Here is a 17,423-nt window from a genome sequence, read left to right on the forward strand (position 1 = left end):
CGTCAGCGGGACGGGACGGGGAAGGCGACGGGACTGCGGTTGCCCGCCCGGTTCACCGCGCGGACGCCGAAGAAGACGTTGTCCTTGGACAGGTCCACGGTGTGGCGCGTGGTGTCGCCGACCTCGATCACGTGGGTCCACTCCGGTTCGGTGGTCTCGCGCCACACCACCTCGTAGCCCGCCAGGTCCGGCTCGTCGCCGCGGTCCCACACCAGTTCCGTGGAGTTGGTCAGCTCGCTGGTGAGGATCCTCGCGCCGGTGGGGGTGCCGGGGGCCTGGGCGAGGGTCCACAGGACCGCGCCGTTCACCCTGGCCACGCGGGCGATGTAGGCGAAGTCGCAGAACTCGGGGAGATCGCCGTACTGTTTGCCGCCTTCCACCCGCACGTCCTGGTGCTGGTGGGCGAAGTCCTCGGCGGGCTCGGTGAAGCGGGCGGCCGGATAGCCCTGTTCGAGGAAGGCGATGTGGTCGCCGCCGCGCAGGTAGCGGTCGCGGCGGTGGACCACCCGGATGTCCATGCCGGTCGCCCCGTTGCTCGCCACGTCCCGGACGAACCGGGCCAGTTGGCGGGAGGGGGAGTCGTTCTCGCCGCCGACGGACTGCCGGACGGCCGCCTGTTCCTCGGTCTCGGCGGTGGGCACCCCCTCGGCGAAGAGCCGGACGGTGTACGGGTCGCGGGTGCCGTCGTCGGCGGTGGAGCTGCCGACGATGTCGTTGGTGAACATGGCCTGCACGTCGGTGCCGGCCTCCTTGAACCGCCCGGCCATGTACCGGGCCCCGTACAGGCCCTGCTCCTCCCCGGCGACGGCCGCGAAGACGATGGTCGCCGCCGTCCGGCGACGGGCCATCACCCGTGCCAGTTCCATGACCACGGCGACGCCCGAGGCGTCGTCGTCGGCGCCCGGGGCGTCGCTGTCGGCGTCCATGACATCGGTCGCCCTGGAGTCGTAGTGGCCGGAGACGACGTACACCCGCTCGGGGGCGACCGAACCGCGCAGGGTGGCCACGATGTTGGTGATGCGGGTCGGGACGGGGATCCGGGAGGCGGGCCGCTGGACGTACGACTGCGACTCGACGGTCATCCGGCCGCCGGACGCGGCGGCGTACTCCTTCATCCGCGCGTGGATCCAGTCGCGGGCGGCGCCGATGCCGCGCGCGGGGTCGTCCTGGGAGGAGAGGGTGTGCCGGGTGCCGAAGGAGGCGAGGGCGCGCACGATCTCCTCGATGCGGTCCGGGTCGATCTCCTTCAGCAGCGCGCGCAGCTCGCGCCCCGGTGGCTGGGCGGTGGCGGGCCTGCCGGGCGGGGGCGCGGCGCCGGGAGAGGCCGCCGCGGCGCCGGCGGTTCCGGGGACGATCGCCCCGGCGGCCGCGGTCGTGGCGGCGGCGGCCAGGACGCCTCGTCGGTTCACACCTGCGTGCTCCGGCATGGCCTGCTCCTCTGCTTTGTTGTGTGCATGGCGGGAACATGGTCACGCCTGGGACGTTCCCGAACAAGACCGTCTCCGCCCCCGGCCGGCACGTCCTTCGACGAGCCGTGGCCGTCACCGGCGACACCGGCGTCCCTGTCCCCACCGACCCCGGAACGGGCGGGCGGCGGCCGGATATCCACCGGCTTGGGGAGCCTTGTCCGCGGCCCGATGCCTCGTCTGACGGCCCGTGGCGTACGGTGCGTTCATGCATGTCACTGGGGCGGAGACACAAGCAGAGCAGTACGGGCAGCGCGGGCACGTCCTTCTGATCGCCGGGGACCGCGCCACCCACCGGCGGCGTCCGCAGATCACTCCCAGCGCCAACCTCGCGGCTCTGGCCACCGTTCCCACCCCGGTGCTGCTGGGCAGCTCCCTGCCCACCGATCTGGTCCACCTCGACGGGGTCCACGACCCCAACTCCGTCCTGCTGCGGCTGCGGGCCGCCGTCGCGGCCTCCGGACCGGTGCTGCTCTACCTCTCCGGGCGGCTCACCGCCGACCGCCGCCAGAACGAGCTGCACCTGGCGCTCACCGGCACCACCGCCGGGGCCGTCCGCTACACGGCGCTGCCGTGGTCCTGGCTCCGCACCGAGCTGCGCTCCCGGCCGTCCGGGACCACCGTCGTGTTCGTCGACCTCGCCGCCGACAAACACGCCTGGGCCCGGCTGCGGAACCGGCCCGACGCGCTCGGCGAACACCTGCCGGTCTGCGGGGTCGTCCTGCCGCCCGGCCTCGCCGGCACCGACGGGGTCAGCCCCTACACCCGGCACCTGGTCGAGCAGTTGCACCAGCAACCCACCCGACCCGGCAACGGCCATCTGCACGCGGCGACCGTGGCCGCCGCCGCCCTGCCGCCGGGCACCCTGGTCGTCCCCCGGACCGGACAGCTCACCGCCGTGCCCGAGCCCACCGAGCCCGGGACCGACGCCCGGCGTCCGGCCACCCCGGTCCGAGAGCAGCCGGCCCAGCCGCCCCGGCCGCCCCGGCCGCCCGCGCCCCCACAGCCCGACGCGGCCCCGCGGACCGCCCACGGCACCCCTTCCGACGCCGGCCGGGCGTCGACGGCATCGCTCCCCGCCGTGCCGCAGCAGTCGCCCGTCCCCGAGGCCGATCCGCGCCCGATCATCTGGGAGACCGCGCAGGCCGGACGGCACAACGAGGCCGCCGCGATGGCCGCCGCGTGGGAACAGCACGCGATGCGTCGCTACGGCCCGAACTCCGCCGAGGCCACCCACTGGGCCGAGATCCGCGCCGACCTGGCACGGATCGCCGAGAACTATCCGCTGGCCACCCGGCTGTGGATCGCCGCCGCCCGCTCCCGTCTCGCCCTCCAGGCCCACGACGCCCCCGAGGTGCTCGCCGCCGCCCAAGGGGCCCACTACTGCTGGCAGCACGTCGAGGACGCGGACACCGCCCGGGAGTTGGGGCCGGAGCTGATCACGCTGCTGAGGCAGCTCCCCGCTCTCGACCCGCGCCACGTCCCGGTCGCCCAGCGGCGGCTGAACTCCCTCGACTCCCGTACGTCGCCCACCGGTTGACGGTCGACGGGACACGGGGAGGCGGAGCGCCGCCGCCCGCCTCGTCCGAGGCGGGCGGCGGTCACGGTCGCTCTTCCGTGAGGTAGCGCTGGACGGTCGGCGCCAGCCAGGCGACCACCTCCTCCCGTGACATCGCCGCGGCCGGGGGGAACCTCAGCACGTACCGGGCCAGCGCCATGCCGAGGATCTGCGAGGCGACGAGCGCGGCACGCCGCGGGGCCTCGGCGGGGTCCGGACAGACGGCCGCCGCGATCGGCACGACCTGGTCCCTGAAGACGTTCCGCATGCGTTCGGCGCCCGACGCGTTGGTCGTGCCGACCCGCAGCAGCGCGGTGAGCACGTCGTCCCGCTCCCAGCGGTCCAGGAAGTGGCCGACCAGGGCGGCGCCGACGCGCGCACGCGGCAGGGAGTCCGGCTCGGGCAGGCGCAGGTCGAACTCGGAGGCGGCGGCGAACAGCCCCTCCTTGTTGCCGTAGTAGCGCATGACCATCGACGGATCGATGCCGGCCTCGCGGGCGATGGCGCGGATGGTCGCGCGTTCGTATCCGTCGGCGGCGAAGCGTTCGCGGGCGGCTCTCAGGATCGCCGCGCGGGTGGCGTCGGAACGGCGCGGGGCGGCGGCCGTCGAGGGCGCGGTGCGGTCGGTGTCGGGTTCCGGCATGTCGACCACGGTAGGCCAACACTCGTTGGCCAACAAATGTTGTCTTCCCTGGTTCCGGGGTCTAGCCTTGTCAACAAGTGTTGGCCACCAACTGTTGGCATACGGAGGAAGCCATGCCCGGCGCACCCCCCAGCACGGACGTCCTCGTCATCGGCGCGGGCCCCACCGGCATGACCCTCGCCGGCGACCTCGCCGCCGCGGGTCTCTCCGTCACCGTCGTCGAGAAGCGCCCGCGCGGAACCGGCAACCTCACCCGCGCCTTCGGCGTCCACGCCCGCACCCTGGAGCAGCTCGACGCCCGCGGCCTCGCCGACGAGCTCCTCCGCAGGGGCCGGACCATCACCCGGCTCCGCTTCTTCGGGTACTTCACCGCCGACCTCGGCCGGCTGCCCAGCCGCTTCCCCTTCCTGCTGGTCACGCCCCAGTACGAGGTCGAGCACCTGCTGGAGCGGCGCGCCCTCGACGCCGGAGCCGACTTCCGGCACGGCAGCGAGCTCCTCGACCTCCGCCAGGACGCCGACACCGTCGAAGCGGACGTCCGGGACGACCGGGGCGCCGTCCACACCCTGCGCGCCCGCTATCTCGTCGGTACCGACGGCGTGCGCAGCACCGTGCGCGAACGCCTGGGGCTCCCCTTCCCCGGCGGCTCCGTCATCCGGTCGCTCGTCCTCGCCGACGTCCGGCTCGCCGAGGAGCCCGAGGACCCCTTCGTCGTCGACAGCGTCGACGGCTCCTTCGCCGGCGTCATCCCCTTCGGCGACGGCTGGTACCGCGTGATGGGTTGGAACCGCAGGCACCAGGTCCCCGACGGCGAGCCCGTCGACCTCGACGAGGTCAAGCGGATCACCCGCACCGCCCTCGGCACCGACTTCGGCATGCACGACCCCCGCTGGATCTCCCGCTTCCACAGCGACGAACGGCAGGTGCCCACCTACCGCGTCGGTCGTGTCCTCCTCGCCGGCGACGCCGCCCACGTCCATTCGCCGGCCGGTGGGCAGGGCCTGAACACCGGCCTCCAGGACGCCGTCAACCTCGGCTGGAAGCTCGCCGCCGTCCTCCGGGACGGGGCGCCCGACACCCTCCTGGACACCTACCACGCGGAACGGCACCCGGTGGGCCGCATGGTGCTGCGCAGCAGCGGGGCGATCATCCGTCTCGCCATGGCCCACACCCCGCTCCAGCGCGCCGTCCGCTCGGCGGGGGCCGCCGTCCTCGCCCGTGTCCGCCCCCTGTCGGACAGGGCGGTGGGCATGATCTCCGGCATCGCCATCGCCTACCCCGCCCCCTGGGGCGCCCACCCCCTCACCGGCAGGCGCGCCCCCGACCTCGCCCTCGCGGGCGGCACCCGGCTCCACGAGGCCCTGCGCGCGGGCGGGTTCGTCCTCGTCACGCCCGCGGACGAGAACCCCACGGCCCTGGCCGCGGAGGCGGACCGTCGGATCACACGGGTCCACTGGGCCGGCGACCGCCGCACCGCGCTCCTCGTCCGCCCCGACGGCTACATCGCCTGGGCCACCGACGAACGCGATCCGGCCCGACGCGCGACCGCCCTGCGCGCCGCCCTCGCGGACCGCTTCCGCCCCTGACGGGCGCCGCGCGGGGGAGGGGCCCGCCCTGCCGGCGCCGGCGCCGAAACCCCGCCGAAACCCCGCCGGAGCACCGGCGGTTCACGGCGGCACGGTGCGGGACCCCGACGCGACCACCGCGATCGGCGGCTTCTCCGGCCCGGACGCCACCCCGTGACGGACCCTCGGAATCCTCGGGGACGGCCGGCACCGCCGGAGCCCTCGCGCCCACCGAGGCGGAGCCGGGCCGTCACGGCCGTCACGGCCGGAACGGTCGAGGGCGGAACAGACGGTCGGCACGCACCGCAACGGGCCGGGCCGGCCCGCGAGGGGACCGGCCCGGCCCGGAGTTCTCCGATCCGTTCAGCGAGTGGCCAACATGCCCTCGCGCAGACGCTTCAGGGTGCGTGCCAGGAGACGGGAGACGTGCATCTGGGAGCAGCCGAGGCGTTCGCCGATCTGTGCCTGGGTGAGTTCCTCCACGAACCGCAGATGGATGATCCGCCGGTCGCGTTCGTCGAGTTCGGCGATGAGCGGGGCCAGTGAGTGGAAGTCCTCGACCAGTTCCATGGCGGCGTCCTCGGCGCCGATGAAGTCCGCCAGGGCGGTCTCGCCGTCCTCGCCGCCGTTGATGGCCGCGTCCAGGGAGGAGGAGCTGTAGCCGTTGGCGGCCAGACGTATCTCGATGACCTCCTCCTCGGTGAGGTTCATCAGGGCGGCCAGCTCGCTCACCTTCGGCGACCTGCCCAGGCGGCTGCGGAGTTCCTCGGTGGCGCGGGCGAGTTCGACGCGCGCCTCCTGCAGACGGCGCGGCACGTGGACGGCCCAGGAGGTGTCGCGGAAGAAGCGCTTGATCTCGCCGACGATGTACGGCACGGCGAAGGTGGTGAACTCCACCTCGCGCGACAGCTCGAACCGGTCGATCGCCTTGATCAGCCCGATCATGCCGACCTGGACGATGTCCTCCATCTCGCCGTCACCGCGGTTGCGGAATCGGCCGGCGGCGTAGCGCACGAGCGACATGTTCATCTCGATGAGGGTGTTGCGCGCGTACTGGTACTCGTGCGTGCCCTCTTCCAGGACCGCCAGTCGCTCGAAGAACAGCTTCGACAGTTCCCGCGCGTCCTTCGGCGCGACCTTCAGCGGATCGGCGATCTCCGGCAACCCGGCGGCAGCGTGGTGACCACTCGCCCGCGAAACCACGTCCTGGTCGTCGCTCGTCCGCGAAACCGCGGTCTGCTCGCTGCTCGTCCGCGAAACCGTTGGCGCCGTCATGCCTCTCCCCTCCCTTGCCGGTCGGTCCCGTCCCTGTTCGCTTACGGGCCGATGGAATCGCGCCTACCCCGGCGCGCCACGGCCATGCAGAGATATTTTCCACCGCACGAGTGACCCACCTCACACCGAGGCGGTCGCCCGGCGTGCGGAGGCTCGGCCCGTCCCGCGGGACGGGCCGAGCCCCGTGCGTTGCGGCGTCGGTCAGCCGACGTTGAAGGTGGCCGGGTCCGGGCCCAGGCGCCTGCCCTCGTCCAGGGCGGCGAAGGCCGCCAGGTCCTCGTCGTCCAGCTCGAAGTCGAAGACGTCGATGTTCTCCTCGATCCGGGAGGGGGTGACGGACTTGGGGATCACCACGTTCCCGAGCTGGAGGTGCCAGCGCAGCACCACCTGGGCCGGGGTGCGGCCGTGCTTGCGGGCCACCTCGACGACCGTCGGGACCTCCAGCAGCCCCTTGCCCTGGCCCAGCGGGGACCACGCCTCGGTGGCGATGCCGTGTTCGGCGTGGAAGGCGCGCGACTCGGCCTGCTGGAACCAGGGGTGGAGCTCGATCTGGTTGACGGCCGGCACGACCGAGGTCTCGCCGATGAGCCGTTCCAGGTGGGCGGGGAGGAAGTTGGAGACGCCGATCGCCTTGGCGCGGCCGTCGGCGAGGATCTTCTCGAAGGCCCGGTAGGTGTCGACGTACGCGTCCTTCTCCGGCACCGGCCAGTGGATCAGGTAGAGGTCCACGTAGTCCAGACCGAGCCGCTCCAGCGAGGCGTCGAAGGCGCGCAGCGTCGAGTCGTGGCCCTGCTCGCTGTTCCACAGCTTCGTGGTGACGAAGAGTTCCTCGCGGGCGATCCCGGACGCGGCGATGGCCCGGCCGGTACCCGCCTCGTTCTCGTAGATCGCGGCCGTGTCGATGGAGCGGTAGCCGGCTTCCAGGGCCGTGCCGACCGCCTTCTCCGCCTCGTCGTCGGGCACCTGCCAAACACCGAAGCCGAGCTGCGGCATGGAGACACCGTTGTTGAGGGTGATGGAGGGAACCTTGCTCACGAGAGGGCGATCCTTTGCGTCGTTCGGTTGGTACTGGTTGGTACTACCACGGTCAACGATCATCGGGCGCGATTTTCTTCCCGGCGCCCGGCCGGTCCGTCGTGGAGCCCGCCGGACGGTGTCGGTCCGGCTCGGAAGCCGCCCCGCCGCGCCGGGACTCCACGGGGGTGGCGCGCCGAGGCGACCGCCACCGACCGCCACCGCCGCCGAGTTCCGTTCCGTGGGACTGCCCGGGGCGCGCGGCCGCACCACCACGCCGCCCCTGCCGCGCGGAGCCGGCCCCTTCGCCCCGCGCCGACTGCGCTCCCACGACGGCGAGGCCCGGGTGTGCGTCATCGGCGCCACGTGCCCGTGGGGGCGACCGACTCGTCCTCGACGTCGCCGCCGAGGACGGCGGCGAGGCTGCGCGTCACCACCGCGGCCGCCACCCTCGCCCTGCCCGGTTCCGCCGACGACCACGCGACCTACGGCGTGAGACCGACCGCGTTCGAGGAGACCCCGCCCGAGGCGCGCCTCTTCGGGAACGTCCCCGCCGGCGGGCAGGGAGCGCTCCTCCCGCCGGCCGGGCCCGCCGCCCCGATCACCGCGCTCGCCCCGGACACGCCACGGCTGCACCGCATCCTCGACGTGGCCCGGGAGACCGTCCCGGCCCGACGGGACCGGTCTCTCCGCGCGGTCCGGGCGCGCTCAGGAGAGGGGGAAGCGGAAACCTCCGGGGCCCGAGCCGAGTTGGAGCCACAGGTGCCCGGGACGGCGGACGGCACGCAGGGCGACGGCGGAGCACCCCGGACACCGTGCCGTCATGCCCGGCTCCGGGCCGTAGACGTGCAGCTGGGCGAGCGTGTCGGTCTGCCGGCAGTAGGGGCAGCGACGCAGGGCGACGGTGGGCTCCACGGCGAACACCTCGGACAGGAGCCCGGCGAGGCTGTTGCCGTCGAGGTGTGTGGGGGCGGTCATGGCGGCTCCTGTGGGCGAGGTGGACGGGGGAGTGCCGGGGATCAGCCGAACCGCTCGGTGCGGATGCGGTCGGCCGGGTGGCCGCGGTCGAGGAGGAGGGCGCCGACGTGCTCCACGAAGCCGGTGGGGCCGCACAGGAAGCACAGGGGCGGCTCGCCGGCGGCGTCGGGGGCGGGGAGGTCCGCCGGGCCGATCCGACCGGCCGGCCGCGCGGAGCCGTCCGGCGCCTGTCGGGTGTAGAGGACGTCCACCTGTACGGCGGGGCCCGCGGCGGCCAACTCGGCGCGGTACCAGACCTGTGCGGGGTCGCGGACGCAGTAGACGAGGTGGCAGGGCGTCGTGGAGGCCGCTGCCCGGTGTGCCCGGACCATGGCCATCAGGGGGACGATCCCGGACCCTCCGGCCACCAGCAGCACCGCGTCGCGCTGTGCGGGCCGCCAGACGAACCACCCGCCCAGTGGGCCGCGGATCTCGACATCGGCACCAACGGGAAGCAGGTCGGCCAGGTAGGGCGAGACCTCGCCGCCGGACGCCGACTGGACGCCCAACTCGATCCGATCGCCGTCGGCGGGCGCGGCGAGGGAGTAGCTGCGCACGGCCTGGTAGCCGTCGTCGGCGGTCAGGCGCACGTCCACGTGCTGCCCGGGCGCGTGCCCCGGCCAGGCGGCGGTGTCGAAGACGAGGGTGCGGCCGGTGTCCGTCTGGGGCCGGCGGTCGATCAGGCGTGCTCTGCGCCAGTGCGGTGCCATGGATCAGTCGTCCCAGGTGCGCTGTTCGCGCCAGGGGTCGCCGTGGTCGTGGTAGCCGGCCGACTCCCAGAAGCCCGGCTCGTCCCGGTCCCGTAGGCGCAGGCCCTTGACCCATTTCGCCGATTTCCAGAAGTACAGGTGCGGCACCAGCAGCCGGGCCGGACCGCCGTGCTCGGGGGAGAGGGGGTATCCGTCGTAGGTGTGGACGATCCACGCCCGGCCGCCCCGCAGGTCCGCCAGGGGGAGGTTGGTGGTGTAGCCGCCGTGGCACTCGGCCACCGCGAAACCGGCGTCGGTCCGCACGCCCTCCAGCAGCACGTCGAGGGAGACGCCGCGCCAGGTGGTGTCGAACTTCGACCAGCGGGTCACACAGTGGATGTCCACCGTGGGCTCTTCCTGGGGCATGGCCATCAGGTCGGCCCAGCGCCAGCCGCGGGTGTCACCGGTCTCGGTGGTGAGGGTGAACTCCCAGTCGTCCGTGGACACCCGCGGCGTCGGACCGGCCGACAGGACGGGGAACGACTCCGTGGGGTACTGGCCGGGGGGCAACCGCCCCTCGAACCGGTGCGTCCGACCGCGGAAGCCGGGAGACAGGCTGTTCATGTCCGCCGGTATTCCATGCGGTTCGACGGCGCACGCGCCACCACGGGCCACACGACCCGTCCGGCCCGCGCCCGACCGGCCGCGCCCGCACCCGGCCGGCCCCGTGCCGCGGCCGTCCTCTCAGCGGGGCGCGGGGAAGTCCAGCTCCGACGCGTAGGGCGGTTGGGCGCCGGGCCGGGAGCAGGTGATCGCGGCCGCGCGCGCCGCGTAGGAGAGGACGTCGTGCCACTGGTCGGCGTCGAGTTCCGGCGCCGTGGTGAGCGCGCCGTGGCCGTCGAGCCGGTGGAGCAGCGCCGCGTTCACCGTGTCGCCCGCGCCGATGGTGTCCACGACGTCCACCCGCACGCCCGGAACGGACAGTTCCAGGCCGTCCCGGGTCAGCACGGTCAGGCCCGCGCCGCCCCGGGTGAGCACGACGGCGTGCGCGCCCGCCGCCAGCCACTGCCGGGCGGCGCCCGGCAGGTCGTCCGACCGCGCGAGCCAGGCCGCGTCCTCCTCGGAGAGCTTGAGCAGGGAGACGAACGGCAGCCACGAGCGGAAGCGGGCCCGGTAGGCGTCCGGGTCGGCGATCAGGCCCGGCCTGATGTTGGGGTCGAGGGCGGTGAACAGGCCGCGCCGGAACTCACGGCGCATCAGCTCCTCGTAGGCGCCGGCCCCCGGCTCCAGCACGAGGGAACAGGTGCCGAAGGAGACGGCCCGTGCCGTGTCGGGGAGCGCGTCCGGAAGCCGGAAGAGACGGTCGGCGGTCCCCTCGGCGTGGAAGCCGTACTCCGCGGAGCCGTCGGCGCCGATGTGCGCGACCGCGAGCATGGTGGGCTCCGGACCCCGCTGGACCAGGGAGGTGTCCACACCGTCCGCGGTCAGCCCCCGCAGCAGTGCCGTCCCGAAGTGGTCCGTGGACAGCCGCGAGCAGAAGGCGACCGGAGAGCCCAGGCGGCCCAGGGCGACGGCCGTGTTGTAGGGGCCGCCGCCCCGCTTGGGCAGCAGCGCGGGCAGCTCGTCGGTGGCGGGCCCCGCGGGAACGAGGTCGATGAGGGCCTCGCCGGCGACGACGATCATGAATCCGGGCCTTCCGTGCGTGTCCGTGTCAGGGGTGTTCGTGGCCGTCGGCGGTGTGGCGGGCCGGCCGCCGCGGGGTGGTGTCCCCCGCACGTGCGGAGAAACACCCCGCGGCGGCTCCCACGCCTGCTACGCCGTCTTGCGGCCCACACCGCCGAAGGTCTTCACCTCGGCGGGCAGGTCGGCCGTTCCCGGCCGCCACTGCGAGGTGGACACCACCCCGGGGTCGAGCAGTTCCAGTCCGTCGAAGAACCCGGCGATCTGCTCGGGGCTGCGCAGGCGGTACGGGTCCGAGCCGCCCTCGTCGTAGTCCTGCTGGGCCTTGGCCAGTGCCTCGTCGGTGTCGGTGCCGTCGTAGAGGACCAGGTAGCTGTCGGGCGGCAGGGCGTCCACCAGCCGCTTCACGATCGACCGCGCCACCTCGTAGTCCGGGACGTGCCCGAGGATACCCATCAGCATCAGGGCGATGGGCCGGTCGAAGTCCAGGGTCCTGGCCGCCTGGGTCAGGATGGTGTCGGTGTCGTGCAGGTCGGCGTCGAGGTAGTCGGTGGCGCCCTCGGGGGAGGAGGTGAGCAGGGCGCGGGCGTGGGCCAGGACCAGGGGGTCGTTGTCGACGTAGACGATCCGGGCCTCGGGCGCGACGCGCTGGGCCACCTCGTGGGTGTTGTCGGCCGTCGGCAGGCCGGTGCCGATGTCCAGGAACTGCCGGACGCCCGCCTCGCCGGCCAGATGGGTCACGGCACGGACGAGGAAGCCCCGGGAGCCCCGGGCCATGTCCACGATGCCGGGGAAGGTCTCGCGGTACTGGTCGCCGGCCACCCGGTCGACCTCGTAGTGGTTCTTGCCGCCCAGCCAGTAGTTCCAGATCCGCGCCGAGTGCGGCACGGAGGTGTCGATCCGGGACAGTGCGTCGTCCGCGGAGGAGGCTGCGTCCGTCATGTGGGAATCCCGTCCATGCGTGCGGAGACATCCGTCGACGGATGTCTCGGGTGGATATGGCGCGGTGCCGTCCGTGCCGACACGGTCAGGGCTCCGCCCTGCCCGTCGACGGAAGGGGCGGCGTACGCGGTGCGCGGATTCGCGGGAGGGAGACGGCGTCCCCGGCCGTTCCGGCCCGCAGCGGGGGCGGGTGTGCCGTCGCTGATCACAGGAGTCGTTCTTCCGTTCCGCGATGATGGTCCGTCACCGGCCGCCCGAGGCGGATCGTCCAGGCCGGCCGGCCGTGAACGGTCGCGCACCGCGCAGCGTAGGCCGCCGGGTGACGAGGCGCAAAGCCCCCGTGCCCCGGCTCCCGACGAGAGGGGACGGAGGTCGGGTTCCGCCCGCTTCGCCGCGCCCGGTCCGTCGGGGGCGCACCGCCCGGCGGCCCAGGGGCTACGGCAACTCCATCTCCCCCACCGTCTGTCCTCCGCTCGTCTCTCCCGTCGGCCGGACCCCGAGCCGCAGGTGGAAGCCCTCCGGGCCGTCCTCGCCCGGGTGCCAGGCGACCGTGAGGCGGGTACCGCCGCGGCGACGGATCTCGGCGGCCACGGACTCGACCGCGAAGCGGCCGTATCCCCGTCCCTGTTCGCCCGCCGCGATGTTGAGGCGTCACAGGCCGGAGCGGATGTCGGTGCCCGTGCCGTCGCCCGCGAAGTCGATGTCGAAGAAGGCCATGAGGAAGCCGACGGGCCGTTCACCGTCGAGGACGAGGCGGGGCCAGGCCGTGCCGGGGTGCACGTACGCTTCGGCGAGGGACTTCACGACCGGCTCGACCAGGTGCTCCTGGTCCGGACGGACCTTGCCCGATCGCGGTGTCGAAGGTGGCGGGGGTGATCTCCTCCAGGCGGAGTGCGGTCGTCGTGCCTGAACCGTAGTCCGGTGGGGCAAGCGAATCTCGATGCCCGACGTCGGGCACCGGACCCGCTCCGAGCCGGTATCCGGGCGTTCCTCGGGAGGGCGTCGCGGTTCCGGCCGGTGGACCGCGGCGTCCGGACCGGCCGGTGGGCATGGATGATCGGGACCATGCTCGTCGCATCCTTGTCCGTCGCCGCGCTGGTCGTGGTGCTGCTGTGCTCCGTCGTCCGACCGTTCCGGTGGCCGGAGGCGGTCTTCGCGGTACCCGCCGCCGCGGTCGTGGTGGCGATCGGCGCGATCCCGCCGGAGGACGCGTGGGAGGAGGCCGAGCGGCTCGGGCCGGTGATCGGCTTCCTCGCCGCCGTCCTGGTGCTCGCCAAACTCTGCGACGACGAGGGGCTCTTCCACGCCTGCGGGACCTGGATGGCCCGCTGGGCCCACCGTCGCCCGCGCCGACTGCTGGGGTCGGTCTTCGCCCTGGCGTCGGCGATCACGGCCGTGTTGAGCCTGGACGCCACCGTGGTGCTGCTGACCCCGGTGGTGTTCGCGACGGCCGCCCGCATGGGGGTCGAGGCCAAGCCCCACGTCTACGCCGGTGTGCACCTGTCGAACACGGCGTCCCTCCTGCTGCCGGTGTCGAACCTGACGAACCTGCTCGCGTTCACCGCCAGCGGGCTGACCTTCACGCGCTTCGCGCTGCTGATGCTGCTGCCGTGGCTGGCCGCCATCGCCGTGGAGTACGTCGTCTTCCGTCGTTTCTTCGCCGCCGACCTCGCCGCCCCGGCCGTGGGGAGGGACAGGGCGGAGCCCCCCGAGGTGCCGCTGTTCGCGCTGCTGACGGTGGCCGGGACGCTGGCCGGTTTCGCCGTGGCCTCCGCGGTCGGTGTCGACCCGGCGTGGGCCGCGGCGGCGGGCGCGGCCGTGATGGCCGTACGCGCCCTGGCCCGTCGGGACACGACCCCGCTCGCGATCGTGCGCGCCGCCTCGCTGCCGTTCCTCGCCTTCGTCCTCGCCCTCGGCATCGTCGTGCGGGCCGTGGTCGACAACGGGTTGGGCGACGCTCTCGGCCGCGTCGTGCCGGACGGGGTCTCCCTGCTCTCGCTGCTCGGCATCGCCGCGCTCGCCGCGGTGCTCGCCAACCTGATCAACAACCTGCCGGCCGTCCTCGCGCTGGTGCCGTTGGCCGCCCCGTCCGGGCCCGGCGCGGTCCTGGCCGTCCTGCTCGGGGTGAACATCGGCCCCAACCTCGCCTACGCCGGGTCCCTGGCCACCCTTCTGTGGCGCCGTATCGCCCACCACCACGGCCACGAGGTCGAGGTGAAGGAGTTCACCCTCCTCGGCCTGATCACCGTTCCCGCCGCGATCCTGGCGTCGACCCTCGCCCTGTGGGTCTCCCTCCGAGTCGTCGGAACCTGAGCCGCGTGCCGGGGACGGGGCGCGCGGGCACGGTCCCTCCGGAGTTCCCGGCGTGGGGACGAGGGGGTGACGGATGTTTTGTTCCGCTGTGACGCGACATCAGTGTAGGAACAGCGGCGAACAAGGACGAGAAGGGCAAGAGCGTGTTCGGGCTCTCCGATCGCCGAAAGGGAACCGATCGGAACGGCGGTCCGAAGGCTCCGCGGTGTCGCCCGAGGCGAACGGGGTGTGGGCCGAAGCGGAGTCGACTCCCGCCGTTGCCGAGCGGAAGGCCCTCTGAGAGGAGGTGTGGTGGGTGGCGTGTGTCGAGGATTTTCGGATCGTGGTGCCGGAGGCGGTGCTGGAGGATCTGCGGGCTCGGTTGGAGCGCACCCGGTGGCCGTGGACGACTCCCGCGGTGGGGTGGGGTCGGGGGGTGCCGGTCGACTATCTGCGGGAGTTGGTGCGGTACTGGCGCGACGGTTACGACTGGCGGGCCTGGGAGGCCCGGCTCAACGCGTTCGCGCAGGGCGTCACCGACCTCGACGGGCAGCGTGTCCACTTCCTGCACGTGCGGTCGCCGGAGCCCGATGCCCTGCCGCTTCTCCTCACCCACGGTTGGCCGGGGTCGGTGGTGGAGTTCGTGGAGGTCGTCGGTCCGCTGACCGATCCGCGGGCCCACGGGGCCGATCCGTCCGACGCCTTCCACGTGGTGGCGCCCTCGCTGCCCGGGTTCGGGTTCTCCGCTCCGCTGGCCGGGCCGGGCTGGCACTACGGGCGGATCGCGCGGGCGTGGGCGGGGTTGATGGCGCGCCTGGGGTATCGGCGGTACGGGGCGGCGGGCGGGGACGCCGGGTCGGTGGTCTCGCCGGAGGTGGGCCGGGTGGCGCCCGGGCGGGTGGTCGGTGTCCATCTCCACGGCGGGCTGGCCTTTCCCCGGCTCGGGCCGACCGATGTGGACCGGCTCACCGCGGCCGAGCGGGCCCGGTTGGCCGCGGCCGAGCGGCTGCGGCGGGAGGGGACGGGCTATGCGGAGTTGCAGAGCACCCGGCCGCAGACGCCGGGGTATGCCCTGACCGACTCGCCGGTGGGTCAGTTGGCGTGGATCGTGGAGAAGTTTCGGGAGTGGACCGATCCGGGGCGGGGGCTTCCGGAGGAGGCGGTGGACCGTGATCTGTTGTTGACCAACGTCACGCTCTACTGGGTGACGGGGACCGGGGCGTCGTCCGCGCATCTGTACTACGAGGAGCGGGTGGCCGAGCGGGGGGTGGGGCCGCCGTCCGGGGTGCCGACCGGTGTCGCGGTGTTTCCCGGTGATCCGGCGATCCGGCGGGTGGTGGAGCGTGAGCATCGGGTGGTGCGGTGGTCGGAGTTCGGTCGGGGTGGGCACTTCGCCGCGTTGGAGGCGCCCGATCTTCTGGTGGCGGACGTCCGGGCCTTCTTCCGTCCCCTCCGCTAGCGGCGGCCCACCAGACCACACCCCCGACCCGACCCGGTGCGGCGAGCCGCCGGGGTGTCGCAGACGGAATGCGGGGCCACGGCCTCTCCGCGACCTGCGGTGATGTCGCCGTGCCGTCGTCGACCACGGCTCTGACCCGTGGTGTCGTGGTTCGACCGAGAGGTGTCGCAGCCATGCCGACAACTCTTCGAGAGCGCAGGGGAGTCGGGGCTTGGCGGGGTGGCCTGTCGGCTCTGGCTTCGCCGCCGGTCCGATACGTCCTCGGCTGCGGTCTTCGCCACGCCGGACCCGCGGCGCCGGCAGGGGGGCGCCTGCGCCTCCAGGGCGGCCCCTCAGCCGACGGGAGAACCGGTGAAGGCGGCCAGGTCGCCTCCGCAGAGGACCACCAACGCGCCGCAGGTGCACCGGCAGTACTCCACCTCGCCGTCGGACGTCGTGTGGCCGGACAGCAACCGCCACGACGGTCGGCGCAGCGCTGCCGCGCAGCCCCACTCCCGCAGGGGGCAGGCGTCCTGCCACGTGGCCTGCGACGAGCCGGCCGGCCCGGCCGGCCGCCGTGGAAGGCCGGGCCGGTCAGCGGTGGTCGGGAGGGGCGGGGGAGAGTGCGCCATCGGAGTCGTCTCCCTTCTGCCGTGCCGCCGTTGCGGACGGCGGCACGGTGGGTTCGGGCAGGGTGCGGAACAACAGCCAACTCACGGCGGGCATCAGAATCAGCGGTGCCAGGGCCGTGCGCAGGGACATGGCGTCGGCGAGACTGCCGATGAGAGGACTGACGAGGCCACCGATGCTGACGGTCAGGCCGAGGGTGATCCCGCCGGCGGTGCCGACCCGCGTCGGCAGGTAGTCCTGGCCGAGGGTGAGTTGCAGCGAGAACGGGACGTACAGACCGGCCGAGGTCAGCGCGACGAACAGGTACAGGGCGGGACCGGGTACGAACACGACCCCCGCGACGGCTCCGACCGTGACCAGGTACGACCAGCGCGAGACGGTGACCCGGCCCCAGCGGCCGGCCAGGCCGCCGCCCAGCACGGAACCCACGGCGCCGCCGAGGTACAGGACGAACAGCGCCGCGGTGCCCGCCGCCGCGCCGCCGCCCATGCGCTGCTTGGCGTAGAGGGAGATGAACGTGCTCAGGCCGACGAAGACGACCGACCGGCAGACCACGGCGAACGACAGCTTCACGAAGGAAACCGTGTCGTCACGTCCGGCCACGGGCGCCGGACCGGGGTCGGCGGACCGCTTCCGTTCCAGTGCGCGCAGTACGGGCAGGCACAGCACGCTGCCGACGAGCGCGGGCACCACCAGCAGCGGGGTCAGTCGCAGGCCCCCGGCGGCGACGACGGCGGCGACCATGAGAGGGGCGACGGCGAAGCCGAGGTTGCCGCCCAGCGAGAACCAGCCCATTGCGCTGTGGCTGCCTCGGCTCGCGAGCCGGGCGACTCGGGCGGACTCGGGATGGTAGGCGGCGACACCGACCCCGGAGACCGCCACGAACGCCAGGGTCAGGGCGTACGATCCGCTGACTCCGCTCAGGGCGATGCCGAGCCCGCCGAGGAGCGTGCTCACGGGGAGCAGCCAGGGCATGGCCCGGCGGTCGGTGAGCGCACCGAACACCGGCTGCGCCACCGAGGACAGCAGGGAGGCGGCGAGCACGATGCCCGATACCGCGGCGTAGCCGTAGGCACGCTCGGCGACGAAGAAGGGGACGAGCGAGGCCACGGCTCCTTGGTAGATGTCGACGCAGGCGTGTCCGACGGCCAGCAGGGTGATCGATGCGTTCCTTCGCACGATGCCATGCTCATCGCCCGGTGCCGTGTCGCGCT

General features: G+C 73.5%; 15 protein-coding genes and 1 pseudogene. 4 read left to right on the forward strand and 12 right to left on the reverse strand.

Annotated features, from left to right (window positions below):
• Positions 1-2 precede the first annotated feature (2 nt).
• Positions 3-1,427, reverse strand: a complete 1,425-nt coding sequence (locus ABD335_RS06655; RefSeq protein ID WP_344321159.1) for a M20/M25/M40 family metallo-hydrolase — start codon at positions 1,425-1,427, stop codon at positions 3-5.
• A 247-nt stretch (positions 1,428-1,674) separates the two neighbouring features.
• On the opposite strand from ABD335_RS06655, the gene ABD335_RS06660 reads away from it, so the two are divergent.
• Positions 1,675-3,006 carry a hypothetical protein gene (locus ABD335_RS06660; RefSeq protein WP_344321160.1) on the forward strand — a complete coding sequence of 444 codons (1,332 nt, stop codon included), beginning with the start codon at positions 1,675-1,677 and terminating at the stop codon, positions 3,004-3,006.
• Positions 3,007-3,067: 61 nt separating this feature from the next.
• Here the strand turns inward: ABD335_RS06660 and ABD335_RS06665 are convergent, their stop codons facing one another.
• Complete coding sequence (locus tag ABD335_RS06665) at positions 3,068-3,667, reverse strand: TetR/AcrR family transcriptional regulator (RefSeq protein ID WP_344321161.1); 600 nt, start codon at positions 3,665-3,667, stop codon at positions 3,068-3,070.
• A 113-nt stretch (positions 3,668-3,780) separates the two neighbouring features.
• Here ABD335_RS06665 and ABD335_RS06670 point away from each other — a divergent pair, with 113 nt between their 5' ends.
• Positions 3,781-5,253: an FAD-dependent oxidoreductase gene (locus ABD335_RS06670; protein WP_344321162.1), complete on the forward strand. Its 1,473-nt coding sequence runs from the start codon at positions 3,781-3,783 to the stop codon at positions 5,251-5,253.
• Positions 5,254-5,595: 342 nt separating this feature from the next.
• Here ABD335_RS06670 and ABD335_RS06675 read toward each other — a convergent pair whose 3' ends face one another.
• From ABD335_RS06675 to ABD335_RS06710, 8 genes and pseudogenes are all read right to left on the reverse strand, one after another.
• Positions 5,596-6,507: an RNA polymerase sigma factor SigF gene (locus ABD335_RS06675; protein ID WP_344321163.1), complete on the reverse strand. Its 912-nt coding sequence runs from the start codon at positions 6,505-6,507 to the stop codon at positions 5,596-5,598.
• 201 nt (positions 6,508-6,708) lie between these two features.
• Positions 6,709-7,542 (reverse strand): aldo/keto reductase, encoded by an 834-nt coding sequence (locus tag ABD335_RS06680; protein ID WP_344321164.1) that lies wholly within the window; start codon positions 7,540-7,542, stop codon positions 6,709-6,711.
• Between the two features lie 687 nt (positions 7,543-8,229).
• A complete protein-coding gene (locus tag ABD335_RS06685) occupies positions 8,230-8,499 on the reverse strand; it encodes a DUF6510 family protein (protein ID WP_344321165.1) in 270 nt (89 codons plus the stop codon).
• A gap of 41 nt (positions 8,500-8,540) precedes the next feature.
• Positions 8,541-9,248 (reverse strand): ferredoxin reductase, encoded by a 708-nt coding sequence (locus ABD335_RS06690; RefSeq protein ID WP_344321166.1) that lies wholly within the window; start codon positions 9,246-9,248, stop codon positions 8,541-8,543.
• Positions 9,249-9,251: 3 nt separating this feature from the next.
• Positions 9,252-9,851: a sulfite oxidase-like oxidoreductase gene (locus tag ABD335_RS06695; protein ID WP_344321167.1), complete on the reverse strand. Its 600-nt coding sequence runs from the start codon at positions 9,849-9,851 to the stop codon at positions 9,252-9,254.
• A gap of 120 nt (positions 9,852-9,971) precedes the next feature.
• Complete coding sequence (locus tag ABD335_RS06700; protein WP_344321168.1) at positions 9,972-10,910, reverse strand: carbohydrate kinase family protein; 939 nt, start codon at positions 10,908-10,910, stop codon at positions 9,972-9,974.
• 129 nt (positions 10,911-11,039) lie between these two features.
• Positions 11,040-11,849 carry an SAM-dependent methyltransferase gene (locus ABD335_RS06705; protein ID WP_344321169.1) on the reverse strand — a complete coding sequence of 270 codons (810 nt, stop codon included), beginning with the start codon at positions 11,847-11,849 and terminating at the stop codon, positions 11,040-11,042.
• Between the two features lie 435 nt (positions 11,850-12,284).
• Positions 12,285-12,735 (reverse strand): annotated as a pseudogene (locus ABD335_RS06710) (GNAT family N-acetyltransferase).
• A 179-nt stretch (positions 12,736-12,914) separates the two neighbouring features.
• On the opposite strand from ABD335_RS06710, the gene ABD335_RS06715 reads away from it, so the two are divergent.
• Entirely contained in the window at positions 12,915-14,162 is a 1,248-nt protein-coding gene (locus ABD335_RS06715) for an SLC13 family permease (RefSeq protein ID WP_344321170.1), read from the forward strand.
• A 295-nt stretch (positions 14,163-14,457) separates the two neighbouring features.
• The gene (locus ABD335_RS06720; protein WP_344321171.1) at positions 14,458-15,600 is read left to right on the forward strand and encodes an epoxide hydrolase family protein; all 1,143 of its coding nucleotides are present in this window, start codon (positions 14,458-14,460) and stop codon (positions 15,598-15,600) included.
• Between the two features lie 332 nt (positions 15,601-15,932).
• Here ABD335_RS06720 and ABD335_RS06725 read toward each other — a convergent pair whose 3' ends face one another.
• Positions 15,933-16,211: a hypothetical protein gene (locus ABD335_RS06725; RefSeq protein ID WP_344321172.1), complete on the reverse strand. Its 279-nt coding sequence runs from the start codon at positions 16,209-16,211 to the stop codon at positions 15,933-15,935.
• Positions 16,174-17,388, reverse strand: coding sequence for an MFS transporter (locus ABD335_RS06730; protein WP_344321173.1), 1,215 nt, complete (start codon positions 17,386-17,388; stop codon positions 16,174-16,176). Before ABD335_RS06730 ends, ABD335_RS06725 begins: the two co-directional genes overlap by 38 nt.
• Between the last annotated feature and the right edge of the window lie 35 nt (positions 17,389-17,423).

It is taken from the genome of Streptomyces macrosporus (assembly GCF_039533145.1).
GTDB classification, from domain to species: Bacteria; Actinomycetota; Actinomycetes; order Streptomycetales; family Streptomycetaceae; genus Streptomyces; species Streptomyces macrosporus.